Raw genomic sequence first — 23,403 nt, forward strand, 5'->3', positions numbered from 1 at the left:
ACGGGTGCGTCAGACGGGTGCGTCAGTCGGTCCGCGGCAGCTCGGGCAGGTCCGGCGGGGTCTTCGCCGGGGTTTCGGCCAGCGAGGCCAGCGCCAGCGCGATCGCCTCGTCCAGTTGGGGGTCGCGGCCCGCCGCGTGGTCCTGGGGGCGTTGCGGGACCTCGACGTCCGGGTCGACGCCGTGGTTCTCCACGCCCCAGCCGTAACCCTCCAGCCAGAAGGCGTACTTGGGCTGGGTGACGAGCGTCCCGTCGACCAGGCGGTAGCGGCTGTCGATGCCGATGACGCCGCCCCAGGTGCGCACGCCGACGACCGGACCGATGCCGAGCGCCCTGATCGCGGCGTTGACGATGTCGCCGTCGGAGCCGGAGAACTCGTTGGCGACGGCGACGACCGGCCCGCGGGGCGCGTCCTGCGGGTAGCTGGTCGGCCGCATGCCGCGCGGCAGGTCCCAGCCGACGATGCGCCGGGCCAGCTTCTCCACGACCAGCTGGGAGGTGTGCCCGCCGCGGTTCTCGCGGACGTCGACGACCAGGCCCTCCCTGGCGACCTCGACGCGCAGGTCGCGGTGGATCTGGGCCCAGCCGGGGGCCTGCATGTCGGGGACGTGGAGGTAGCCGAGGCGGCCGCCGGACTTCTCGTGGACGTAGGCGCGGCGGTCGGCGACCCAGGCGTGGTAGCGCAGCGACTCCTCGTCGGCGAGGGGGACGACGACGGCGTGCCGCAGCTCTCCGCCGCCGGACGGGGAGACGGTCAGCTCGACCGGCTTGCCCGCGGTGCCGACGAGCAGCGGGCCGGGTCCGGTGACCGGGTCGACGGTCTCTCCGGCGACGGCGACGATCGCGTCCCCGGCGCGCACGGCGACACCGGGCGCGGCGAGCGGGGAGCGGGCGTCGGGGTCGGAGGTCTCCGAGGGCAGGACGCGGTCGATGCGCCAGGTGCCGTCCTCGTGGCGGGAGAGGTCGGCGCCGAGCAGGCCCTGCCGGGCACCGGAGCCGTGGCCGCCGCGCGGGGTGACGTAGGCGTGCGAGGTGCCGAGTTCGCCCTGCACCTCCCACAGGAGGTCGACCAGGTCGTCGTGGGTGGCGAGGCGGTCGAGGACGGGCCGGTAGCGGTCCAGGACGCCGTCCCAGTCGACGCCGTTCATGTCGGGCCGCCAGTAGTGGTCCCGCATGATGCGGCCGGTCTCGTCGAACATCTGCCGCCACTCGGCGGCCGGTTCGACCCGCTGGCGGACCCGGCCCAGGTCGACGCTGATGTTGGTGTCGCTGTCCTCGTCGCCGGAGGCCCGCCGGTCGCTGGGTACGACCTTGAGCCGTCCGTCGGTCCACAGCAGCACCCGCTTGCCGTCGCCGCTGACCTCGAAGTGGTCGGCGTCGCCCGCGAGGTGCTCGACGCGCTGCTGGGCGAGGTCGTAGCGCTCCAGCTCGGTGTTGGGGCCTGGGTCGTCCGGGGTGGCGCGGGAGGCGCCGAGGACGCCGGTGAGCGGGTGGCGCAGCCACAGGACGCCGTCCTTGGCGGCGCGCAGCCGGGAGTAGCGGGCGGCCTCCACCGGGAAGGGCACGATGCGGTCGGCGAGGCCCTCGATGTCGATCCGGGTGGTGGGGGTGCCCTCGCTGTCGGGGGTCTCCTCACGGTCCGGGGTCTCGAAGGGGCGGCCGTGACGCTGCGGGCCGAAGGGCGAGGGGGTGGTCGCGGCGAGGGTGATCAGGTAGGGCCGGGCGCCCTCGACGAAGGCCAGGTCGAAGACGTGCTCGTCGTAGACCGGGTCGAAGGAGCGGGTGGAGAGGAAGGCGAGGTGCTTGCCGTCCAGGGTGAAGGCGGGCGAGTAGTCCTTGAAGCGCAGCGGGGTCGCCTCGCTCACCGACAGGTCGGTGGTGTTGGCGAGCTTGAGCTGGCGCAGCGGGTCGGGGCCGGGGTGCGACCAGGCGAGCCAGGCGGAGTCGGGCGAGAAGACAAGCCCGGACGCGTCGCCGTCCTCGCTGCGGTCGACCTCGCGGACCTCGCCGCTCTCCCGCTCGACGAGCAGGACCCGCCCGTCGTGCGAGGCCACGGCGACGCGGCTGCCGTCGGGGGCCACGGCGAGGTTCAGCACCCGGCCGAGCTGTCCGGCGGCCAGGCGCCGCGCGGAGGCGCCGGGCGCGAGTCCGGTGGCGGGTGCGAACTCCAGGGCGTCGTCGCCCTCGGCGTCCGTCACCCACACCACCCACTCCTCGCCGTCGGTGCGGAACGTGCGCGGCAGCCGGGTGCGCACGCCGGGCGTCGCCGCGAGCGCGCGGGCGGGGCCGGAGCGGTGGGTGACCCAGTGCACGCCGCCGCGTACGGCGACGGCGCTGCCGCGCGCGGTGTGGTCGGGGGACGCGGAGCCGAACCAGCCGGCGGCGTTGACCGGGTACGACTGGAGGTCGACGCGGGCCCCGCCGAGCCGGATGTCGAGCCGGCGCGGCTCGGCCCCGTCGAGGTCGTCCAGCGTCCACAGTTCACCGGCGGAGGAGTAGACGACGCGGGTGCCGTCGGTGGCGGCGTGCCGGGCGTAGAAGCCGTCCAGAGGCGTGTGCCGGCGCAGGTCGGAGCCGTCGGCGAGGGAGGAGTAGAGGGCACCGGTGCCTTCGTGGTCGGAGAGGAAGGCGATGCGGTCGCCGACCCAGAAGGGGTACTCGATGTTGCCGTCGAGGTCGGCGTGCAGGCGGACGAACTCGCCGTCGTCCTCGGCGTCGATCCACAGCTTGCCGGCCGTGCCGCCCCGGTAGCGCTTCCACCAGGCGGCCTCGCGGCCCATGGGCGCGGACAGCAGCACGGTGTGCGGGCCCTGCGCGACGTCGCCGACGGGCCCGTACGGCAGGGTGGTGGCCGGTCCGCCGTCGAGCGGGACGGCGCGGGCCCAGCTGCGGCGCAGGCTGGCCTGACCGTAGGTGCTGAGGGCGAGGACGCGGCCCTCGGCGGTCCAGCCGCGTACCTGGGTCCTGATGCTGCCCCAGTGGGTGAGGCGCTTGGCGGAGCCGCCGTCGACGGGTGCGACGTGCACCTCGGGGGCGCCGTCGCGGGTGGAGGTCCAGGCGACCGTCGTGCCGTCGGGCGAGATCCGCGGGTGGTTCACCGGCACGTTGTCGGCGCTGACCCGCCAGGCCCGGCCGCCGTCGAGCGGGGCGAGCCACACGTCGTCCTCGGCGGTGAAGGCGACCAACTCGCCGTGCGGGTGCGGAAAGCGGAGATAGGCAGGCGCTGCGGGCTGTGTCACCCTCTCACCCTATGCAGGGGCGCCGCCCGCCGACAGAGGTTTGGATCACTTCCCGGCCACGGCGACCTGCCTGCGGCCCGCCGGGCTACTTGCCCTCGACCGGCCGGCAGTGCGGGTCGTCCGGGCACCAGATGGTCCTCGTGACGGTCACGGTGGGCCCCGGCTGCTGCTGGGAGGGCCGGTTGGCGGGCGGGGCGCTGGTGGCGTCGCAGTTGCCCAGCCCCTTGACGCGGAACCACTCCTTGCCGTCGATTTCGGCCGTCAGATTCCCGCGTACGCAGGCGCCGTTGACGACCCGGGTCACCTTGCCGTCGACGGTGATGTCCTTGCCGCCGTCCGTCCTGCCCTCGCAGTCGACGGACGCGACGGTGTTCTCGCTCGCCGACGCGGTGGTGCCCTTGTCGCCGTAGGAGGCGGTGCAGGTGAGCCACCGCACCTCGGCCTTCTGCCGCTCCAGTTCACGGGTCACGGTCTGGTCGGTCGTGTACGCCACCGCCGCGGAACTGAGTCCGCCCGGCTCGCACGCGACGACGCCGCCGACGGCGACGACCGAGCCCACGACCACCGGAACCACGCGCCAAATTCGCCTCAATGCCCCCATGGAGGGCAGCGTGCCACCGGTGCGGGGCCGACGGTAGGGCGCATACGGCCACTCTTCACTACCGTGGACGGATGGGCAACGACCGCAGGCAGCGCAGGCTCGTCATGGACGAACGGACCACCTGTCTGTGGAGCCACCGGCAAAAACGCGGCCGTGACGGTGTCTGGCGGGACGCGTTGACGCTGTACCGGGACGGTGTTCGGGTGCGGTTCGTGTTCCTCGCGGGTGCGCCCGACTCGGGCCGGTGGACCACGGAGGGCGGCTACTGGTACGAGGGCTGCGTGGGCGACAACCGCGGCAACCTGCTCAACCTGCGCGAACCCGGTGTCGTACGGGCGCTGGTCGAGGAGGCCGGGCGGCGCGGACTGCTGCCGTGGGACGGGGACGGGGACGAGATCGGCGGCAGGCCGGTGGAACTGGACGGCTGGGAGCTGTTCCCGGCCGTGGTCGCCGCCGTTGACGCCTGACCGGGCAGGTCAGGACCAGCGGCCGGTACGGGCGAGGAGTACGGCGGTCGCGGCGGTGCCCGCGGTGGAGGTGCGCAGGACGCTGCGGCCCAGCCGGTAGGGCTTGGCACCGGCCTCGGCGAAGAGCGCCAACTCCTCGGGGGACACGCCCCCTTCGGGGCCGACGACCAGCACGATGTCGCCGGTGGCGGGGAGTTCGGTGGCGGCCAGCGGTTCGTCGCCGCTCTCGTGGAGTACGGCGGCGAATTCGGCGTCGGCCAGAAGTGAGGCAACCTGCTTGCTCGTCGCCACGTCCGCGACGTCGGGGAAGCGGACCCGGCGGGACTGCTTGCCGGCCTCCCGGGCCGTCGCCCGCCACTTGCCGAGCGCCTTCAGGCCGCGCTCGCCCTTCCACTGGGTGATGCACCGGGACGCCGCCCAGGGCACGATCGCGTCGACGCCGACCTCGGTCATCGTCTCGACGGCCAGCTCGCCCCGGTCGCCCTTGGGCAGGGCCTGGACGACGGTGACGCGGGGCCGCTCCGGGGGTTCCTCGTGGATCGTCTCGATGCCCGTGACGACGAGGCGGTCCTTGCCCTCGGCGGCCTTCACCACGCCCTCGGCCCAGCGGCCGCGTCCGTCGGTGAGGACGAGGCCCTCGCCGGCCCGCAGCCGCTTCACGGAGACGGCGTGCCGTCCCTCGGGGCCGCCCAGGACGTACTCCCCCGCGGACAGGTCCTCCGGACGGAGGGAGTCGACCACGAACACGGGTGCCGTCATCGGCCGCCGCCTCCCGTCGCGTAGTCCGACAACGCTGTCCCGGCGGCGGCGAGTTCGGCCGCCAGCACCTCGACGAGCTGTCCGGCGGGCAGCTCCCGGGCCATCCGGTGGCCCTGCCCGGCCCACAGCGCCATGCCCTGTGCGTCGCCCGCCTTCGCGGCCGCCTTGCGCAGCGGCGCGGTGAGGTGGTGCACCTCGGGGTAGGCGGCGGGGGCGTAGGGGCCGTGCTCGCGCAGGAAGCGGTTGACCAGGCCGCGGGCGGGGCGGCCGGAGAAGGCGCGGGTGAGTTCGGTGCGGACGAACAGGGGGTTGGTCAGCGCCTGCTTGTGCAGGGCGTGCGCGCCGGACTCGGGGGTGGCGAGGAAGGCGGTGCCGAGCTGGGCCGCGCTCGCGCCGGCCGCGAGGACCGAGGCGATCTGGCCGCCGCGCATGATGCCGCCGGCGGCGACGATCGGCAGGCTCACCGCCTCCCGGACCTGGGCGACCAGCGACAGCAGTCCGGTGCCGGCGCCGCCGGTCTCCGTGCTGTCCCGGTGGGTGCCCTGGTGGCCGCCCGCCTCGATGCCCTGTGCGATCACCGCGTCGGCGCCGGACTGCTCGACGGCCCGGGCCTCGTCCGCGGTGGTCGCGGTGACCAGGGCGAAGGTGCCCACGCGGTGCAGGGAGTCGACGGCCTCACGGCTCGGGACGCCGAAGTGGAAGGACACGACCGGCACGGGGTTGTCCAGCAGTACGGCGAGCTTGGTGTCGTAGCCGTCGTCCCGGCCGCTGTCGGGGTCGCCCAGCTCCGTCTCGTACCAGGAGGCCTCACCGGCCAGCTGGTGGGCGTAGACACCGACGGCGGCGGGGTCGGCCGTCTCCGGCTGCGGCAGGAAGAGGTTGACTCCGAAAGGGCGGCTCGTCAGTCCCCGCAGCTGCTTGATCTCCTGGTACATCCCGTCCGCGGTCTTGTACCCGGCGGCCAGGAATCCCAGCCCGCCCGCCTCGGACACCGCGGCCGCGAGCCGTGGCACGGAGACGCCGCCCGCCATGGGCGCCTGCACGATCGGATAGGGGAAGAGATCGGTCAGTGCGGAGGACATGACGGCATGTTGTCACGTCCTCCGCACAAGTCCGAATCCGGGCTTCCGTTGGCATACGCCAGGAGCATCCGCATCGACAACCCCTGCGACGACCGGCCTCAACGCCCGTTGAACGCGTCCTCCAGCCGGGAGAACAACCCCTGCCGCCCCGGCTGACTGCGCCTGCCCGGGGAACGACCCCCGGACCCCCGGCAGACCCTCCCGGCACCCGCCCGCAAGCCGGAGTGGCCGACCCGTCAACGCCCGTTGAACGCATCCTTCAACCGGGAGAACAACCCCTGCTGCCCGGGCTGACTGTGCCTGCCCGGGGGACGACCCCCGGACCCCCGGCAGACCCTCCCGGCACCCGCCCGCAAGCCGGAGTGGCCGACCCGTCAACGCCCGTTGAACGCGTCCTTCAACCGGGAGAACAACCCCTGCTGCCCCGGCTGGAACTGTCCCGTCGGGCGTTCCTCGCCGCGGAGGGCGGCGAGTTCGCGCAGGAGGCGTTCCTGTTCGGGGTCGAGCTTGCTCGGGGTCATGACCTCGACGTGGACGATGAGGTCGCCCCGGCCGCCGCCGCGCAGGTGGGTGATACCCCGGCCGTGCTTCGGGATCGACTGGCCGGACTGGGTGCCCGGGCGGATGTCGACCTCCTCCATGCCGTCGAGGGTCTCCAGCGGCACCTTCGTGCCGAGGGCCGCCGCCGTCATCGGGATGGTGACCGTGCAGTGCAGGTCGTCGCCGCGGCGCTGGAACGTCGAGTGGGGCAGCTCGTGGATCTCGACGTACAGGTCGCCGGCGGGGCCGCCGCCGGGGCCGACCTCGCCCTCGCCCGCGAGCTGGATCCGGGTGCCGTTGTCGACGCCGGCCGGGATCTTCACGGTCAGGGTGCGCCGGGAGCGGACCCGGCCGTCGCCCGCGCACTCGGGGCACGGGGTCGGGACCACGGTGCCGAAGCCCTGGCACTGCGGGCAGGGGCGCGAGGTCATGACCTGGCCCAGGAAGGACCGGGTGACCTGCGAGACCTCACCGCGGCCGCGGCACATGTCGCAGGTCTGGGCCGACGTGCCGGGCGCCGCGCCCTCGCCGTTGCAGGTGTTGCAGACGACCGCGGTGTCGACCTGGATGTCCTTGGTCGTGCCGAACGCGGCCTCGTCCAGCTCCACCTCGATGCGGATCATCGCGTCCTGGCCACGGCGGGTGCGCGAGCGCGGCCCGCGCTGCGACGCCGTACCGAAGAACGCGTCCATGATGTCCGAGAAGTTCCCGAAGCCACCCGCGCCGAAGCCGCCCGCGCCACCGCCGGCGGCCTGCGAGAGCGGGTCGCCGCCGAGGTCGTAGACCTGCTTCTTCTGCGGGTCCGACAGCACCTCGTAGGCGGCGTTGATCTCCTTGAACCGCTCCTGGGTCTTCGGATCGGGGTTGACGTCCGGGTGCAGCTCGCGGGCGAGCCTCCGGAACGCCTTCTTGATCTCGTCCTGGGACGCGTCGCGGCGTACGCCGAGTACGGCGTAGTAGTCCGTGGCCACCTACGACTCCGCCAGGATCTGTCCGACGTACCGTGCCACTGCGCGTACCGCTCCCATCGTTCCCGGGTAGTCCATGCGGGTCGGTCCGACCACGCCGAGCTTGGCAACCGCCTCGCCGCCCGAACCGTAGCCGACCGACACGACGGACGTTGAGTTGAGTCCCTCGTGGGCGTTCTCGTGACCGATTCGGACGGTCACGCCCGGATCCTTCGCCTCGCCGAGCAGCTTGAGGAGCACCACCTGCTCCTCCAGCGCCTCGAGGACGGGTCGGATCACCAAGGGGAAGTCGTGCCCGAAGCGGGTCAGATTGGCGGTGCCGCCGATCATCAACCGCTCCTCGTTCTCCTCGACCAGCGTCTCCAGAAGGGTGGAGAGCACGGTGGAGACCGTACCGCGATCCTCGGCCTCGAAGGGCTCCGCCAGATCTTCCACCAAAGACGGCACATCCGAGAAACGGCGTCCCGCGACCCGGCTGTTGAGCCGCGCCCGCAGGTCGGCCAGCGACGCCTCGCCGAACGGCGCCGGGCAGTCGACCATCCGCTGCTCGACCCGGCCGGTGTCCGTGATCAGCACGAGCATGAGGCGCGCGGGCGCCAGCGAGAGCAGCTCCACGTGCCGCACGGTCGAGCGGGTCAGCGACGGATACTGCACGACGGCGACCTGCCGGGTCAGCTGCGCGAGCAGCCGCACCGTGCGGGCCACGACGTCGTCGAGGTCGACGGCGCCCTCCAGGAAGTTCTGGATGGCACGCCGCTCGGGCGCGGTCATCGGCTTGACGCCGGCCAGCTTGTCGACGAAGAGCCGGTAGCCCTTGTCGGTCGGGATGCGCCCGGCGCTGGTGTGCGGCTGGGCGATGAACCCCTCGTCCTCCAGGGCCGCCATGTCATTGCGCACGGTGGCCGGGGAGACGCCGAGGTTGTGCCGCTCGGTGAGGGCCTTGGAGCCGACGGGCTCCTCGGTGCCGACGTAGTCCTGGACGATGGCGCGCAGCACCTGGAGCCTGCGTTCACTGAGCATTCGCGCGCACCTCCAGCATGTCGTCCGCCCGTTTACTGCCTGTCTGCTACTGCCTGGCCGCCTTGGCACTCACGGCTCGCGAGTGCCAGACTTCCCCGGCCCAGTGTACGGCCGTGGGGTACGCCCCCGGCAAGGGCGTGGCCATGCCGTTAGCGTCGGCGTCGTGACGGTGACTTGGGAAGACCTGGGATGGGAGCGGTTGGCCGCCGGGGTGGGGCGGTGCCGGCTGCCGGGGTGGGACTGCACGGCCGGGCTGGTCGTCGGTGAGGACGCCGCGCTGATGGTCGACGCGGGGTCGAGCCTCGACGAGGGCGCCCGGTTGCGCGCGGGGGCGCAGGAGCTGGCCGGTCGCCGTGTGACACATCTCGCGCTGACCCACCCGCATTTCGACCACGTCTTCGGCGCCGCGGCGTTCCCGGGTGCCCGCGTGTACGGCGCGGCGGGCGTGGACGCGCTGTTCGCGCCGGGCGGACAGGGGCGGGAGGCGCTGCGCTCGGACGCGGTGGCTGAGGGGCTGGACGCGTGGCGGGCGCGGGAGGCGGTGGACGCGCTCGTCACCGTCCGGCACGAGGTGCACCGCGCGTGCACGCTCGACCTGGGTGGCGGCCGCCGGGTCCGGCTCGCCGACGTGGGCCCCGGGCACACCGGGCACGACCTCGCGGTGCTGGTGCCGGTGCTGGTGCCGGGCGCCCCGGCCGTCGTGTTCTGCGGCGACCTGGTCGAGGAGTCCGGTGAGCCGCAGGCGGGGCCCGACGCGGTGCCGTCGCGCTGGCCCGCCGCGCTGGACCGGCTGCTCGAACTGGGCGGTGACGACGCGCTGTACGTCCCCGGTCACGGAGCGGTGGTGGACGCGGCGTTCGTCCGGGCCCAACGGGACGCGCTGGCCGCCCGGTTCGGCGTGTCGCGCTGATCATGGGGCGCGTGTTCCTCGTATCGTCGTCAGAATGCGCCAGTACTCCGCCGACCTGACCCCTCCGTGGAAGAAGCCGCAGCAGCCGGTACCCGAGGTCCCGGCCGACCCGGGCCTGGTGGTCGAGGAGCCCGGCACCGGGTTCTGCGGCGCGGTGATCGGCTGCGAGGCGGGCACGGTGACCCTGGAGGACCGCTTCGGCAAGCACCGGGTGTTCCCGATGGAGCCGCGCGGCTTCCTGCTGGAGGGGCGCGTGGTGACACTGGTACGGCCGTCGTCCGGTCGTCCGGCGCGGTCTGCCCCCTCTCGTACGGCGTCCGGTTCGGTCGCCGTCCCCGGCGCACGCGCGCGCGTGGCTCGCGCCGGGCGCATCTACGTCGAGGGGCGGCACGACGCCGAGCTGGTCGAGAAGGTGTGGGGCGACGACCTGCGCATCGAGGGCGTCGTCGTGGAGTACCTGGGCGGTGTGGACGACCTGCCGTCGATCGTCGCCGACTTCGCCCCGGGTCCGGACGCGCGGCTGGGCGTCCTGGTGGACCACCTCGTGCCGGGTTCCAAGGAGTGGCGCATCGCGGAGGCGGTGACGAGCGAGCACGCGCTGGTCGTGGGCCACCCCTACATCGACATCTGGGAGGCCGTGAAGCCGTCGGCGGTCGGGATCGACGCCTGGCCCCGGGTGCCGCGCGGCCAGGACTGGAAGACCGGGGTGTGCCGGGCACTGGGGTGGCCGTCCGAGAACACGGGAGCGGTGTGGCAGGCGATCCTGGCCCGGGTGGGGTCTTACAAGGACCTGGAGCCGGAGCTGCTGGGGCGGGTGGAGGAGCTGATCGATTTCGTTACGGGTAGCGGTGGGGCTTGACGCCGGTGAAGGTGCCGAATTCGCTGGTGTCGAGTTCGAGCCCGAGCATCTCCAGTGGCAGCGGATCGCCGAACTTCACCGTCAGCTGCGCCTGGTAGTCCGCGTCGTCTCCGCCTCCGGCGGGCAAGGTGAACAGCACGCAGTGCGCCATGATCGGATCGACCACGAGGTAGGCCGGGACTCTGCCCGCGGCGTAGATCGACCGCTTGACGGTGTAGTCCCGGATGACACTGGTCTTGGACACGACCTCGACCACCAGCGTCATGAGCCCGGACGGCAACAGACGGCCGGATCCCGGCAGAGCATCGCGTGTGAGGACCACCAGGTCCGGCACCGGCTCGCTGGCTTCGTCGATGATGTCGACGTCCTGAGTCTGCAGCCGGGACCACCGCTTGCGCGGGATCTGGTCCACAATGTCTTCCACGATCATGTTGTGGACCAGATCAGGGCTGGCCATCATCACGATTTCCCCCCGGAGAAGCTCGACCCGCACACCCTCGGGGGGCTCAAGCTCCTCGAAGTACCTGGTCATTCCGCGTTCGTCCACAGCGGTCATCTCCGTGGCCCTCCACATCCGCCGCGTCCTTTTGGCGGCAGCCTACGAACCAGACTAGGGACCGAACTCCCGATCCGCACCGATTCACTCCCCCGACTGATCAGTCCACCAGGTCCCGCACCACCGCGTCCGCCAGCAGCCGCCCGCGCAGTGTCAGCACCGCGCTCCCGTCCTCGTACGGCCCCTCCTGAAGGAGCCCCTCGCCCAGCGCCCGCCGCGACGCCGTGAGCCCCGCCTCCCGCAGGAGTGACAGCGGGACGCCCTCCCGCAGCCGCAGCTCCAGCAGGATGCGCTCCACGCGCCGGTCCTCGTCCGTGAGGATCTCGCGCCCGGCGCCCGGGGACCTCCCCGCCGCCAGTGCTCCCGCGTACGCCCCCGGGTGCTTCACGTTCCACCAGCGCACGCCGCCCACGTGGGAGTGCGCGCCCGGGCCCGCGCCCCACCAGTCGGCGCCCCGCCAGTACAGCTCGTTGTGCAGGCAGCGTCCGGCGTCGGAGGTGGCCCAGTTCGACACCTCGTACCAGTCGAAGCCCGCCGCGGACAGGGTCTCCTCGGCGATCAGGTACCGGTCGGCGTGGACGTCGTCGTCGGTCATGGGGACCTCGCCGCGCCGGATGCGCCGGGCGAGCTGGGTGCCCTCCTCGACGATCAGGGCGTACGCCGAGACGTGGTCGGGTCCGGCGCCGAGCGCGGCGTCCAGGGAGGCGCGCCAGTCGTCGTCGGACTCGCCGGGGGTGCCGTAGATCAGGTCGAGGTTGACGTGGTCGAAGCCGGCCGCGCGGGCCTCGGCGACGCAGGCCTCGGGGCGGCCGGGGGTGTGGGTGCGGTCCAGGACCTTCAGGACGTGCTGCCGGGCGCTCTGCATGCCGAAGGAGATCCGGTTGAAGCCGCCGTCGCGGAGGGTGGCGAGGTACGACGGGTCGACCGACTCGGGGTTGGCCTCCGTCGTGATCTCCGCGTCCGGCGCCAGGCCGAACTCGTCGCGGATCGCGCCCAGCATCCGTACCAGGTCACCGGCGGCCAGCAGGGTGGGCGTACCACCGCCGACGAAGACCGTGCGGACCTCGCGCGGGTCGTCGCCGAGGACCTTGCGGGCCAGGCGGACCTCGTCGACGAGTGTCTCGGCGTAGTTGTCGCGGGAGGCGAGGACGCCGCCGGTGCCGCGCAGCTCGGTCGCGGTGTAGGTGTTGAAGTCGCAGTAGCCGCAGCGGGTCGCGCAGTACGGCACGTGAAGGTAGAAGCCGAGGGGGCGGTCGGCGGCACCGGCGAGCGCGGGCGCGGGCAGCGCGCCGTCGGCGGGGACGGGTTCGCCGTCGGGGAGTGCGGAGGGCATGCGTTCCATTGTCCCGCACCCGGCCGGATCCCCTGCCCGCCCGCTCACTCCGCCTGGAGGACCAGCAGGGCCAGGTCGTCCTCCGGGGGCCGGGACCCGAACTCGTGCACCAGCCTCCTGATGCGCTCGGCGATCAGCTCGGCGTCCATGCCCGCGCACCCGGCCAGCGCCGCGGCGAGCCCGTCGCCGTCGTCGAACTGTCGGGAGCCGCTGCGCCGCTCGGTGATCCCGTCCGTGACGCACAGCAGGGTGTCGCCGGACCGCAGCTCGAAGGTCTCGCTGGTGTACGTCGCGTCCTCGACGACGCCGAGCAGGGTCTGCGGGCGGGCGACCGTGCGCACAGCGCCGTCGGGTCCGAGGAGCAGCGGCAGCGGATGCCCGGCGGACGCGAGGATGCAGCGGACGCCGCCGTCGAAGGGGACCAGTTCGCCGTAGAGCAGGGACAGGAAGCGGGTCTGCGGTCCGTCGCCCGGGGCAACCGGTGGGCCGCCGGCGGCGACCAGGGCGCGGGCGGCGGCGTCGGCGGCCTCGGTGGCGTCGTCCAGGAGGAGCTGGTTGAGGCGGTCCAGGACGTCGGGGACGTCGTACTCCTCGCGGGCCAGCAGGCGCAGCCAGGGCCGGGCGAGCCCGATGACGACGGCGGCCTCGGGCCCCTTGCCCTGGACGTCGCCGACGGCGAAGCACCAGCGGCCCTCGCCGGCCGGGAAGAGGTCGTAGAAGTCGCCGCTGGGGCCGCCCTTGTCGCACGGTTCGTAGACGAGGGCGCTGCGCACGCCGGGAATCTCGGCGACGGCGCCGGGCAGCAGGCCGCGCTGGAGGACGGCGCTGATGGTGGCCTGCCGGGCGTACTGGCGGGCGGCGCCGATGGCGAGGGCCACCCGGCGGCTGAGATCCTCGACCAGGCCGGTAATCTCGTCGGGGAAACCGGGCGAGCCGGGGGCGCCTGCCCGTCCGATGACGAGGGTGCCCAGGGGTCTGCCGCCGGCGACCAGGCGGTAGGCGAGCGCGGCGCCGTGCGTGCCGTCCGGGCCGAGCGCGTCACCGGGCCAGGGATGTCCGACGGGACCGGATCGCCAGGGGTCGCGCGGGCGGGGCGGTTCCTTCTCCAGGGCCGCGCGCAGCTCGTCGAGGTGTCCCTCACCGGTGTGCCACACGCGGGCCAGCCGTGCGCCCACGGCCGCGCCGGGGCCGTCGCTCCAGGCACCCCGGCCCAGGGACTCGTCCTCCAGCCACACGCCGCACCAGTCGGCGAGCCGGGGCACGATCAGCTGCCCGGTGAGGGAGGCGACCAGGTCCTCGTCGAGCTGCCCGGCCAGGAGGTCGGAGGCCTCGGCGAGGAACGACAGGGCACCACGGCCCAGCCACTCCCGGTCGCGGACGCCACGCCGGACGGTGGGGGCGGAGGGGCCGGTGGCGGGGCCGGTGGCGGTGGCGGTGGCGGTGACGGCGGGCATGCCGTCGGGGCCGTCCAGCAGGTTGAAGATCCCGGGCTGCGCGGGCCTCCCGGCCTCCTCCTCCGCCGACGAATCCGACGAACGGTCGGCCGGTGCGTCGGTGCGCCGCGCCCCACGCCGCCGCGCGCCGTACGCCTCGGTCCGCTCGGCGGCGACCCCGGCAGCCTCGCCGACCTCCACGACCCCGGCAGCCGCTCCGGCCCCAGCGGCCCCGGCTGTCCCGCCACCGGTACCCGCCCCGGCCCCGTCGGCGCCCTCCGTACCCGCGGCCGGCAACCGTGCCCACACCGTCTTGGTGCCCGGTCGGTACGTGATGCCCCAGGCCTCCGCGAGCGCGGCGACGAGTCGCAGGCCGCGCCCGTACTCGGGGAGTTCGTGCGGTGTCTCGTGGTCGCCGCCGCTCGGTGCGCGGGACGGGTGGTGGTCCGTGGCCTCGACGACGAGGGTGCCGGTCTCCTCCACCCGGCAGGTCACCTCGACGTCGGTGCCGGCGTGCACCACGGCGTTGGTGACCAGCTCGCTGACGACGACCAGGGCGTCTGCGGCCAGGTGCTCGGTCAGCTGTTCCGTACCCGGCAGCCCGAGCGCCGACCAGTCGGCGAGCGCGGCCCGCACCATCTCGCGGGCGGCGCCCGGCGCCAGGGAGCTGCCGAGCAGGGTCACGCGCGCCAGCGCGCACTCCTCGGCGGATGCCTCAGTGGTGTGCGCGGGCGCCGCGCTGGCGCGGGAGACGGTCTCCCGCTGCGTCGGAATGGCCCCCATGGACGGCTCCCCGGGCAGTTCGTGCGAATCCCTCGCAGTCAATGCCGACAGAGTGACAGACCGATCCCGGCCATAAGCGCGGAGTTACCGAAGTGGGCCGCCATGGGTGAGAACCGTGCTAGGCGAACACTCGAAGACGACCGGAAAACGGACGTCTTCGAACATCCACCGCGCGGAGCGGACGGTCACGGGTCCGAGCCGTGCCGAGCGCCCCCGCCAGGAGGCCGCGCCTCGCGCATCGCACCCCGCGCCACGCGTCACGCGTCACGCGTCACGCCTCGCGCGAGCCCTCGTACATCTCCTCGATCAGGTGCTTGTACTCCCGCTCCACCACCGGCCGCTTCAGCTTCAGGCTCGGGGTGATCTCGCCGTGCTCGACGTCGAGATCGCGGGGCAGCAGGCGGAACTTCTTGATGGTCTGCCAGCGCTGGAGGCCCTGGTTGAGTTCCTTGACGTAGCCGTCGACCATCTCGACGGTCGCGGGCGCCGCGACGATCTCCGCGTACGGCTTGCCCTCCAGGCCGTTCTCCTTCGCCCACTCGGTGATCGCGATCTCGTCGAGGGCGATGAGGGCGGTGCAGAAGTTCCGGTCGGCGCCGTGCACCAGGATGTTGGAGACGTAGGGGCACACCGCCTTGAACTGGCCCTCGACCTCGGCGGGCGCGATGTACTTGCCGCCGGACGTCTTGATGAGGTCCTTCTTGCGGTCGGTGATGCGAAGGTAGCCGTCGGGCGACAGCTCGCCGATGTCGCCGGTGTGGAACCAGCCGTCGGCCTCAAGGACCTCGGCGGTCTTCTCGGGCAGCTTGTGGTAGCCCTCCATGATGCCGGGGCCGCGCAGCAGGATCTCGCCGTCGTCCGCGACGCGCACCTCCGTGCCGGGCAACGGCTTGCCGACCGTGCCGGTGCGGTAGGCCTCCCCGGGGTTGACGAAGGACGCGGCGGAGGTCTCGGTGAGGCCGTACCCCTCGAGGATGTGGATGCCGGCGCCGGCGAAGAAGTAGCCGATCTCCGGGGCGAGGGCGGCCGAGCCTGACACGCAGGCGCGCAGGTTGCCGCCGAAGGCCTCGCGGATCTTGGCGTAGACGAGCTTGTCGGCGACGGCGTGCTTGGTGCGCAGGCCGGCGGGGGCGCTCGCGGTGCCGGTGCGCTTGAAGTTGTCCTGGGTGACCTTGGCGTACTCGCGGGCGACGCCGGCGGCCCACTGGAAGATCTTGTACTTGGCCCCGCCGCCCGCGCGTGCCTTGGCGGCGACGCCGTTGTAGACCTTCTCGAAGATGCGCGGCACGGCCGCCATGTAGGTCGGCTGGACCACCGGGAGGTTCTCGATGATCTTGTCCACGCGGCCGTCGACGGCGGTGACGTGACCGGCCTCGATCTGGCCGGAGGTCAGCACCTTGCCGAAGACGTGCGCGAGCGGCAGCCACAGGTACTGCACGTCGTCCTTGGAGACCAGGCCGGTCGCCGCGATCGCCTTGGCCATGTACGACCAGCAGTCGTGCGGGAGCCGGACACCCTTGGGCCGGCCGGTGGTGCCGGAGGTGTAGATGAGGGTCGCGAGCTGGTCCTTGGTGAGCGCGCCGACCCGCTTCTTGACCAGCTCGGGGTCCTGCTCCAGGTGGGCCGTGCCCCGGCGCTCCAGCTCGTCGAGGGTGAGGACCCAGTCCTCGGAGGTGTCCGCGCCGGTCGCGTCGATCACGACCACGTGGGTGAGGTCGGGCAGCTCGGCCCGCTTCTCCTTCGCCTTGGCCAGCTGCGCGGCGTCCTCCGCGATCAGCACCCGGCTCTCGGAGTCGGAGAGGATGTACGCCGACTCCTCGGCGTTGGTCTGCGGATAGACGGTGGTCGTCGCCGCGCCGGCGCACATGATGCCGAGGTCGGCGAGGATCCACTCGAGGCGGGTCGAGGACGCCAGCGCCACCCGCTGCTCCGGCTGCACGCCCAGCTCGATGAGGCCGGCCGCGATCGCGTAGACCCGCTCGGCGGCCTGCGCCCAGGTGAGCGACTTCCAGTCGTCGGGGCCCTCGCCCGAGGCCGGCGGCACCGGGTAGCGGTACGCCTCGGCGTCCGGCGTGGCCGCCACCCGCTCCAGGAAGAGTCCCGCCACGGAGGGGGGACGGTTCTCGATCAGTGTCTGCGTGTCGCTCACGACATCCTCCGGGCCCGCGACGGTGCGGCTGGCTCGTTGCGGTTGGCTCAGGTGTGGCTGGTTCACTCTCGGGCGGTGTTCAGGCGGTGACGGGGACAGTTGCCCGATCACTTGTTTAACTCACGAGTAACTACGGGGCAGGCATCAGGGTAAAGGGCGACCGGCCCCGGCGTAAGAGTCCGCGCCCTGTCACTTCCTACAGAGGCGCGCCCGTGACATGCGAAGGGACCCGCCGCACTTTCGTACGACGAGCCCCTTCGTGTCCGTTTCGCCCGGACTTGGCGTGTGGCGTGGTGGTTACTTCTTGCCCTTGCCCGACCCCGCGCTGTCATCGCTGGACAGGACCGCGATGAAGGCCTCCTGCGGAACCTCCACGGAACCCACCATCTTCATCCGCTTCTTGCCTTCCTTCTGCTTCTCCAGCAGCTTCCGCTTCCGGGAGATGTCACCGCCGTAGCACTTGGCGAGGACGTCCTTGCGGATGGCGCGGATGGTCTCGCGGGCGATCACCCGTGAGCCGATGGCCGCCTGGATGGGCACCTCGAAGGCCTGGCGCGGGATCAGCTCGCGCAGCTTGGCGACCAGCCGCACGCCGTACGCGTACGCCGCGTCCTTGTGGGTGATCGCCGAGAAGGCGTCCACCTTGTCGCCGTGCAGCAGGATGTCGACCTTGACCAGGCTGGAGGTCTGCTCGCCGGTGGGCTCGTAGTCGAGGGAGGCGTAGCCGCGGGTCTTCGACTTCAGCTGGTCGAAGAAGTCGAAGACGATCTCCGCGAGCGGGAGGGTGTAGCGGATCTCGACGCGGTCCTCGGAGAGGTAGTCCATGCCGAGGAGCGTGCCGCGCCGGGTCTGGCACAGCTCCATGATCGCGCCGATGAACTCGGTCGGCGCGAGGATCGTGGCGCGCACGACCGGCTCGTACACCTCGTTGATCTTGCCCTCGGGGAACTCGCTCGGGTTGGTGACGGTGTGCTCGACGCCGTCCTCCATGATCACCCGGTAGACCACGTTGGGCGCGGTGGCGATGAGGTCGAGGCCGAACTCGCGCTCCAGCCGCTCACGGATCACGTCGAGGTGGAGCAGGCCGAGGAAGCCGACGCGGAAGCCGAAGCCGAGGGCGGCGGAGGTCTCCGGCTCGTAGACCAGGGCGGCGTCGTTGAGCAGGAGCTTGTCCAGGGCCTCGCGCAGCAGGGGGTAGTCCGAGCCGTCCAGCGGATACAGACCGGAGAAGACCATGGGCCTGGGGTCCTTGTAGCCGCCGAGCGCCTCCTCGGCACCCTTGTGCATGCTGGTGACGGTGTCACCGACCTTGGACTGGCGGACGTCCTTCACGCCGGTGATCAGGTACCCCACCTCGCCCACGCCGAGGCCGTCGGCGGAACGCATCTCCGGCGAGTTGGTGCCGATCTCCAGCAGCTCGTGCGTGGCGCCGGTGGACATCATCCGGATCCGCTCGCGCTTGTTGAGCTGGCCGTCGATGACACGGACGTACGTCACGACACCGCGGTAGGAGTCGTAGACGGAGTCGAAGATCATCGCGCGGGCGGGGGCGTCCTTGACGCCGACCGGGGGCGGGACGTCGGCGACGACCTTGTCCAGCAGCGCCTCGACCCCGAGGCCGGTCTTGGCGGAGACCTTGAGCACGTCGTCGGGGTCGCAGCCGATCAGGTTGGCGAGTTCCTCGGCGAACTTCTCGGGCTGCGCGGCAGGCAGGTCGATCTTGTTCAGCACGGGGACGATCGTGAGGTCGTTCTCCATCGCCAGGTAGAGGTTGGCGAGGGTCTGGGCCTCGATGCCCTGGGCGGCGTCGACGAGGAGGATCGTGCCCTCGCACGCGGCCAGGGACCGCGACACCTCGTAGGTGAAGTCGACGTGCCCGGGCGTGTCGATCATGTTGAGGATGTGCGTGTCGCTCTTGTCGTGGGTCGGGGCCCACGGCAAACGCACCGCCTGGGACTTGATCGTGATGCCGCGCTCGCGCTCGATGTCCATGCGGTCGAGGTACTGGGCGCGCATCTGCCGCTGATCGACCACACCGGTCAGCTGGAGCATCCGGTCGGCGAGCGTGGACTTGCCGTGGTCGATGTGCGCGATGATGCAGAAGTTGCGGATCAGCGCCGGGTCGGTACGGCTCGGCTCGGGCACATGGCTGGGGATCGCGGGCACGCAGGGTCCTGATTCTTGAGGCGTCCGCAGTGTCTGCGGTCTCGGGTCTCGGGTCGGATCGATACGTAGCCTCCATCGTCCCACGGGTGGGGAGTCGGTATGGGTTTGGGACCCTCGATGACCCGCTGGTAGTGTGGGTGGCTGTGTCTCTTGCCCTCTCAGCGCGAGGCACTCCTTCAAGAAATCATCGGCACGGGACCCTCGCGGCCTCGTGCCTGAACCTGCAAAGGCTCATTCGTGGCGAACATCAAGTCCCAGATCAAGCGGAACAAGACCAACGAGAAGGCCCGGCTGCGCAACAAGGCCGTCAAGTCCTCTCTGAAGACCGCGATCCGCAAGGCCCGTGAGGCCGCTGCCGCGGGTGACGCCGAGAAGGCCACCGAGTACCAGCGCGTCGCTTCGCGTCAGCTCGACAAGGCCGTCTCCAAGGGCGTCATCCACAAGAACCAGGCCGCCAACAAGAAGTCGGCGCTGGCGTCGAAGGTCGGCGCCCTCAAGGGCTGATCCCCTTATCTGGTTATCTGGTCTGATCGCCGGAAGGACCCAGAGCGGGCCCTCTCTCATCCGCTCCCGTCCGGCACCCAGGATCCATGCGCGGCCTGCGTTCGCCACGCGGGCATGGATCCGCGAGCTTGATCCGAAGGCCCCGGTGGCCGTCCTTCCCCAGGACGGACGCACCGGGGCCTTCGGTCTGCCCCGGGCAGGGAGGGCGGTCAGGAGAAGGGAGCGGGGCAGGAGGAGGGGCAGGAGGGTGGGCCGGTCAGGAGGAGGGCGGGTCAGGAGGTGGGCGGGTCAGGACGGGGTGGCTTACGACCGTCCTCGCGAACGCGCCGCCCGGGCGATGGTCACCACGGCCTTCTCCAGGGCGTACTCGGGGTCGTCTCCGGCGCCCTTCACGCCCGCGTCCGCCTCGGCCACCGCGCGCAGGGCCACGGAGACGCCGTCCGGGGTCCAGCCGCGCATCTGCTGCCGGACGCGGTCGATCTTCCACGGCGGCATGCCCAGCTCGCGGGCCAGGTCGGCGGGGCGTCCGCCGCGCGCGGAGGACAGCTTGCCGATGGCCCGCACGCCCTGGGCCAGGGCGCTGGTGATCAGCACCGGGGCCACTCCGGTCGACAGCGACCAGCGCAGCGCCTCCAGGGCCTCCGCCGCGCGTCCCTCGACGGCCCGGTCGGCGACGGTGAAGCTGGAGGCCTCCGCCCGGCCGGTGTAGTACCGCCCGACGACCGCCTCGTCGATCGTCCCCTCCACGTCGGCGGTCAGCTGGGACACCGCCGAGGCCAGCTCCCTGAGGTCGCTGCCGATCGCGTCGACCAGCGCCTGGCACGCCTCGGGGGTGGCCGACCGCCCGGCCGTACGGAACTCCGCCCGTACGAAGCCCAGCCGGTCGGCGGGCTTGGTCATCTTGGGGCACGCCACCTCGCGCGCGCCCGCCTTGCGGCCGGCGTCGAGCAGGCCCTTGCCCTTCGCGCCGCCCGCGTGCAGCAGGACGAGGGTGATCTCCTCGGCGGGGGCGCCGAGGTAGGCCTTGACGTCCTTGACCGTGTCGGCGGACAGGTCCTGCGCATTGCGTACGACCACGACCTTGCGCTCGGCGAAGAGCGAGGGGCTGGTCAGCTCGGCGAGCGTGCCGGGCTGCAACTGGTCCGGGGTCAGGTCGCGTACGTCCGTGTCGGCGTCTGCGGCCTTCGCGGCGGCCACCACCTCCTGCACGGCACGGTCGAGCAGGAGGTCCTCCTGGCCCACGGCAAGGGTCACCGGGGCGAGAGGGTCGTCATTCGCAGTCTTCCTGGCCATCGCGACAAGCATCGCACGCACCACTGACAACGGGCGCCGGGCCCGGCGGCTGCGCCGAGGCGGCCCGGGCGGACGCTCACGGCTCCTCGCGCCAGCCCTCCCACTCCCCCGCGAACTCGTCCAGCTCGCCGGGGTCCAGCTGCTCCCTTTCGTCGCGCAGGACGACGAGCCACTGGGCGTCCTCGGCGTCGTCCTCGCCGGCGAGGGCGTCCCGGACGAGCCGGGGTTCCTCGTCGAGCCCGAACCGCTCCCCGAGCGCCTGGGCCGCCTCCTCCGCGGCGTCGCGGTCGGGCAGCACCAGCACATGTCTCACGTCACTCACGGGTGCCATTGTCGGCCACCGGCCGGTGTGCCCGGCGGTCGGGCGGGCGTCGGGTCAGCCCTTGGGCACGATCTGCACGTCGAGGTCGATGCGGATGCTGGGGCCGACGACGGCGATGCCGCGGGCCAGCATCGTCTGCCAGCTCACCGTGAAGTCGTCGCGGTGCAGCTCGGTGGTGGCGCGGCAGGCCGCCCGCGTCTCACCCTCCATGCCGTTGCCGAGTCCGAGGTACTCGGCGTCCAGCGTGACCGTGCGCGTCACGCCGTGCAGGGACAGCGCCCCCGTGACGGCCCACCGGTTGCCGCCTCGGTGGGTGAAGCGGTCGCTGTAGAACTCCAGGGTCGGAAACCGCTGCACGTCCAGGAAGTCGGCCGACCGCAGGTGGTCGTCGCGCATCTTCACGTTGGTGTCGATGGACGCCGCGTCGATCACCACGTGCATCGCGGACTGGTCCATCTCGTCCCCGATCCGCACCGCGCCCGCGAAGGAGTTGAACCGGCCGTGGATCCGGGCCAGCCCGATGTGCCGCGCGGTGAACGCGATCGAGGAGTGCGCCGGCTCGATCTCCCAGTCACCCGCACCGGGCAGCTCGGGCGGCTGGGCCACCTGCAGCGTGACGTCGCCGAGCGAGGCCAGCGAGTCCTCGGTGACCGTCGCGGAGGCGCGGTAGGGGGTGTAGCCCTCGGCGGACACCGCGAGCCGGTACTCCCCGGCGGGCACCGTCGCCACGAACGACCCGAAGGGGTCCGTACCGCCGCCGACCACCTTGCGCCCCATGGCGTCGCTGACCGTGAACTCCGCGTTCGGCACCGGATCGCTGACGGGGTCCAGGACGCGGCAGCTCAGCACACCCGCGTCCGGCGGGGTGCGCACCGCCGCCAGGGGACCCGTCCGTTGCATCCGCTTCGTGCGGCTTCCCAGCAAGCGGCCGATCATCTGCGACACCCTCTGCACGACATGAGAAAAGTAGTTGACGGAGAAACATTCGATCACCGATGTGGCTTTCGAGGCAACACGGGACCACATCGCGGGAAACCGTCGCATGTGCTGGGAGTGCGTACGAGTGGCCTCGTGTGGGCCCGTGTGGCCCGGTATCACCGCACCGGACCGCATTTCTCACAGCCGGGACACAGCGGGCACCCGGTCGAGGTCGATGCCGAAGTGATCGCGGTAGGACGCGAGCACCTCCTCGTCCGTGTCCAGTTCACGCTCCTCCCGGACGCCGTCGGCGGCCGTCGTCGTGAGCCGGCGGCCACTGAGCGTGATCCTGCCTCCGTCCTCCGTGAGCCGCGAACAGACCGGCGACTGGAGGAAGTGCGACCGGGGCGAGGTGCTGTGCCACCAGGCACCGGACACGAAGTCGTCGAGCACCCTGGGCCGCGGTTCCACCCGGTACACGGGCCTCCCGTCCCGCAGGACATCGAGGTCGCCGGTCACCCCGGCAGCGTCCGGCCCCGCCTCGACGACCCGGAACGTCCCCCCGGGATCCACCTGCTCACCCCGCTCCCCGAACGCCAGTGGACCATGACTGTGCGCCCCGAACCCGACGTCCGCCAGCCGCTCTCCCCCGTCCACCGTCCGCACCAGCAGCGCCATGTGGTCGTACGGGATCCCGAGCCGGCCCCCGTCCCCGTACACCCGCGCCGCCAGCAGCGTGACCTCGTACCCGAGGGCCGCGAGCAACGCCCCGAAGAGCCCGTTGAGTTCGTAACAGAATCCGCCCCTCCCCCCGCCCACGACCTTGTCCAGCAGCCGCTTCTCCTCCAGCACGATCTCCTCGCCCAGGTGGACGGACAGGTTCTCGAAGGGCACCGTCCGCAGATGACGCAGGTGCAGCGCGCGCAGGGACTCGGTGCTGGGCCCCGCGGGGTACTCGGCTCCCAGCCGGCGGAGGTAGGCATCGACCTGTGAGGAATCCATTGCGTCAGTCTCCCGCCACCCGCAACTCCCTCCCCGTACCGGCGACCGCCACCGCCCCGTCCTGGTCCGTGCGCAGCACCGTCGCCCCCTGGGCGCGCAGTGCCGCGACCGTGCCGGGCGCAGGGTGGCCGTAGGTGTTGTCCTCACCGCAGCTGATGAGCGCCAGGCGCGGGGCCACCTTCCGTATGAGCGCGAAGTCCTGGTGGGCGGAGCCGTGGTGGGCCACCTTCAGGACGTCGATGTCCTTCAGCTCCGCTGCCGCCGGGGAGCGGGCCAGGTCCCGCTGGGCCGGGGGCTCCAGGTCGCCGAGCAGCAGCAGGCGCAGGCCCGCCGTGCGGACCAGGAGGGTGACGCTGGCGTCGTTGGGGCCGCCTTCCGTGCCCGGTGCCGTGGTCGTCGGTGGGCTCGGCGGAGGCCACACCACCTGCCAGGACAGCGGGCCGGAACGGCGCTGCTCTCCTGCGGCCGCCTGCCGTAAATCGACCTGTGAGGAATCCATT

General features: G+C 72.2%; 19 protein-coding genes and 1 pseudogene. 4 read left to right on the forward strand and 16 right to left on the reverse strand.

Annotation, left to right across the window (positions count from 1 at the left end; translation table 11 throughout):
- Positions 1-22: 22 nt before the first annotated feature.
- A complete protein-coding gene (locus ACGH7X_RS13035; RefSeq protein ID WP_399884865.1) occupies positions 23-3,238 on the reverse strand; it encodes a S41 family peptidase in 3,216 nt (1,071 codons plus the stop codon).
- Positions 3,239-3,323: 85 nt separating this feature from the next.
- Positions 3,324-3,839 (reverse strand): hypothetical protein, encoded by a 516-nt coding sequence (locus ACGH7X_RS13040; protein WP_399884867.1) that lies wholly within the window; start codon positions 3,837-3,839, stop codon positions 3,324-3,326.
- Between the two features lie 71 nt (positions 3,840-3,910).
- Here ACGH7X_RS13040 and ACGH7X_RS13045 point away from each other — a divergent pair, with 71 nt between their 5' ends.
- Positions 3,911-4,306 carry a hypothetical protein gene (locus ACGH7X_RS13045; protein WP_399884869.1) on the forward strand — a complete coding sequence of 132 codons (396 nt, stop codon included), beginning with the start codon at positions 3,911-3,913 and terminating at the stop codon, positions 4,304-4,306.
- Between the two features lie 9 nt (positions 4,307-4,315).
- On the opposite strand, the gene ACGH7X_RS13050 is transcribed toward ACGH7X_RS13045, so the two are convergent.
- The 4 genes from ACGH7X_RS13050 to hrcA form a co-directional block, all read right to left on the reverse strand.
- Positions 4,316-5,065, reverse strand: a complete 750-nt coding sequence (locus ACGH7X_RS13050; RefSeq protein ID WP_399884871.1) for a 16S rRNA (uracil(1498)-N(3))-methyltransferase — start codon at positions 5,063-5,065, stop codon at positions 4,316-4,318.
- Positions 5,062-6,147, reverse strand: coding sequence for a nitronate monooxygenase (locus ACGH7X_RS13055; RefSeq protein ID WP_399884873.1), 1,086 nt, complete (start codon positions 6,145-6,147; stop codon positions 5,062-5,064). The genes ACGH7X_RS13050 and ACGH7X_RS13055 overlap by 4 nt, the downstream gene beginning before the upstream one ends.
- A gap of 374 nt (positions 6,148-6,521) precedes the next feature.
- Positions 6,522-7,658, reverse strand: coding sequence for a molecular chaperone DnaJ (dnaJ, locus tag ACGH7X_RS13060; protein ID WP_399884875.1), 1,137 nt, complete (start codon positions 7,656-7,658; stop codon positions 6,522-6,524).
- Positions 7,659-8,675, reverse strand: a complete 1,017-nt coding sequence (gene hrcA, locus ACGH7X_RS13065) for a heat-inducible transcriptional repressor HrcA (protein ID WP_399884877.1) — start codon at positions 8,673-8,675, stop codon at positions 7,659-7,661.
- Positions 8,676-8,838: 163 nt separating this feature from the next.
- Between hrcA and ACGH7X_RS13070 the strand changes: the two genes are divergently transcribed.
- Together ACGH7X_RS13070 and ACGH7X_RS13075 are read left to right on the forward strand one after the other, a co-directional pair.
- Complete coding sequence (locus ACGH7X_RS13070) at positions 8,839-9,585, forward strand: MBL fold metallo-hydrolase (RefSeq protein ID WP_399884879.1); 747 nt, start codon at positions 8,839-8,841, stop codon at positions 9,583-9,585.
- A gap of 34 nt (positions 9,586-9,619) precedes the next feature.
- The gene (locus ACGH7X_RS13075) at positions 9,620-10,444 is read left to right on the forward strand and encodes a DUF3097 domain-containing protein (RefSeq protein ID WP_399884881.1); all 825 of its coding nucleotides are present in this window, start codon (positions 9,620-9,622) and stop codon (positions 10,442-10,444) included.
- On the opposite strand, the gene ACGH7X_RS13080 is transcribed toward ACGH7X_RS13075, so the two are convergent.
- The 5 genes from ACGH7X_RS13080 to lepA all read right to left on the reverse strand — a co-directional run bounded on the left by ACGH7X_RS13080 (position 10,422) and on the right by lepA (position 18,864).
- Positions 10,422-11,000, reverse strand: coding sequence for a Uma2 family endonuclease (locus ACGH7X_RS13080; protein ID WP_399884883.1), 579 nt, complete (start codon positions 10,998-11,000; stop codon positions 10,422-10,424). The genes ACGH7X_RS13075 and ACGH7X_RS13080 overlap by 23 nt on opposite strands.
- Positions 11,001-11,100: 100 nt before the next feature.
- Positions 11,101-12,333 (reverse strand): radical SAM family heme chaperone HemW, encoded by a 1,233-nt coding sequence (gene hemW / locus ACGH7X_RS13085; protein WP_399884885.1) that lies wholly within the window; start codon positions 12,331-12,333, stop codon positions 11,101-11,103.
- A 44-nt stretch (positions 12,334-12,377) separates the two neighbouring features.
- The gene (locus ACGH7X_RS13090) at positions 12,378-14,549 is read right to left on the reverse strand and encodes a SpoIIE family protein phosphatase (RefSeq protein WP_399884887.1); all 2,172 of its coding nucleotides are present in this window, start codon (positions 14,547-14,549) and stop codon (positions 12,378-12,380) included.
- A gap of 271 nt (positions 14,550-14,820) precedes the next feature.
- Positions 14,821-16,698 carry an AMP-dependent synthetase/ligase gene (locus tag ACGH7X_RS13095; protein ID WP_399884889.1) on the reverse strand — a complete coding sequence of 626 codons (1,878 nt, stop codon included), beginning with the start codon at positions 16,696-16,698 and terminating at the stop codon, positions 14,821-14,823.
- A gap of 297 nt (positions 16,699-16,995) precedes the next feature.
- Positions 16,996-18,864, reverse strand: coding sequence for a translation elongation factor 4 (gene lepA / locus ACGH7X_RS13100; protein WP_399884892.1), 1,869 nt, complete (start codon positions 18,862-18,864; stop codon positions 16,996-16,998).
- 237 nt (positions 18,865-19,101) lie between these two features.
- On the opposite strand from lepA, the gene rpsT reads away from it, so the two are divergent.
- The gene (rpsT, locus tag ACGH7X_RS13105) at positions 19,102-19,368 is read left to right on the forward strand and encodes a 30S ribosomal protein S20 (protein WP_399884894.1); all 267 of its coding nucleotides are present in this window, start codon (positions 19,102-19,104) and stop codon (positions 19,366-19,368) included.
- Between the two features lie 303 nt (positions 19,369-19,671).
- Here the strand turns inward: rpsT and holA are convergent, their stop codons facing one another.
- The 5 genes and pseudogenes from holA to ACGH7X_RS13130 form a co-directional block, all read right to left on the reverse strand.
- Positions 19,672-20,661 carry a DNA polymerase III subunit delta gene (gene holA, locus ACGH7X_RS13110; RefSeq protein ID WP_399884896.1) on the reverse strand — a complete coding sequence of 330 codons (990 nt, stop codon included), beginning with the start codon at positions 20,659-20,661 and terminating at the stop codon, positions 19,672-19,674.
- A gap of 76 nt (positions 20,662-20,737) precedes the next feature.
- A complete protein-coding gene (locus ACGH7X_RS13115; protein WP_399884898.1) occupies positions 20,738-20,983 on the reverse strand; it encodes a hypothetical protein in 246 nt (81 codons plus the stop codon).
- Between the two features lie 54 nt (positions 20,984-21,037).
- The gene (locus tag ACGH7X_RS13120) at positions 21,038-21,919 is read right to left on the reverse strand and encodes a YceI family protein (protein WP_399884900.1); all 882 of its coding nucleotides are present in this window, start codon (positions 21,917-21,919) and stop codon (positions 21,038-21,040) included.
- A gap of 180 nt (positions 21,920-22,099) precedes the next feature.
- The gene (locus ACGH7X_RS13125; protein ID WP_399884902.1) at positions 22,100-22,903 is read right to left on the reverse strand and encodes an arylamine N-acetyltransferase; all 804 of its coding nucleotides are present in this window, start codon (positions 22,901-22,903) and stop codon (positions 22,100-22,102) included.
- Positions 22,904-22,907: 4 nt separating this feature from the next.
- A pseudogene (locus tag ACGH7X_RS13130) lies at positions 22,908-23,378 on the reverse strand (ComEC/Rec2 family competence protein); the annotation flags it as partial.
- Positions 23,379-23,403 lie beyond the last annotated feature (25 nt).

This window comes from Streptomyces sp. BBFR51, assembly GCF_044591655.1.
In the GTDB taxonomy this organism is placed as follows: domain Bacteria; phylum Actinomycetota; class Actinomycetes; order Streptomycetales; family Streptomycetaceae; genus Streptomyces.

Bases quoted from the DNA above. Each gene is read 5' to 3' on its own strand.
- ACGH7X_RS13125 (WP_399884902.1), bottom strand. From the start codon at position 22,903: ATGGATTCCTCACAGGTCGATGCCTACCTCCGCCGGCTGGGAGCCGAG.
- ACGH7X_RS13120 (WP_399884900.1), bottom strand. From the start codon at position 21,919: ATGATCGGCCGCTTGCTGGGAAGCCGCACGAAGCGGATGCAACGGACG.
- hemW (WP_399884885.1), bottom strand. From the start codon at position 12,333: ATGCCCTCCGCACTCCCCGACGGCGAACCCGTCCCCGCCGACGGCGCG.
- ACGH7X_RS13055 (WP_399884873.1), bottom strand. From the start codon at position 6,147: ATGTCCTCCGCACTGACCGATCTCTTCCCCTATCCGATCGTGCAGGCG.
- ACGH7X_RS13090 (WP_399884887.1), bottom strand. From the start codon at position 14,549: ATGGGGGCCATTCCGACGCAGCGGGAGACCGTCTCCCGCGCCAGCGCG.
- ACGH7X_RS13045 (WP_399884869.1), top strand. From the start codon at position 3,911: ATGGGCAACGACCGCAGGCAGCGCAGGCTCGTCATGGACGAACGGACC.
- ACGH7X_RS13050 (WP_399884871.1), bottom strand. From the start codon at position 5,065: ATGACGGCACCCGTGTTCGTGGTCGACTCCCTCCGTCCGGAGGACCTG.
- hrcA (WP_399884877.1), bottom strand. From the start codon at position 8,675: ATGCTCAGTGAACGCAGGCTCCAGGTGCTGCGCGCCATCGTCCAGGAC.
- holA (WP_399884896.1), bottom strand. From the start codon at position 20,661: ATGGCCAGGAAGACTGCGAATGACGACCCTCTCGCCCCGGTGACCCTT.
- ACGH7X_RS13040 (WP_399884867.1), bottom strand. From the start codon at position 3,839: ATGGGGGCATTGAGGCGAATTTGGCGCGTGGTTCCGGTGGTCGTGGGC.
- ACGH7X_RS13075 (WP_399884881.1), top strand. From the start codon at position 9,620: ATGCGCCAGTACTCCGCCGACCTGACCCCTCCGTGGAAGAAGCCGCAG.
- ACGH7X_RS13080 (WP_399884883.1), bottom strand. From the start codon at position 11,000: ATGACCGCTGTGGACGAACGCGGAATGACCAGGTACTTCGAGGAGCTT.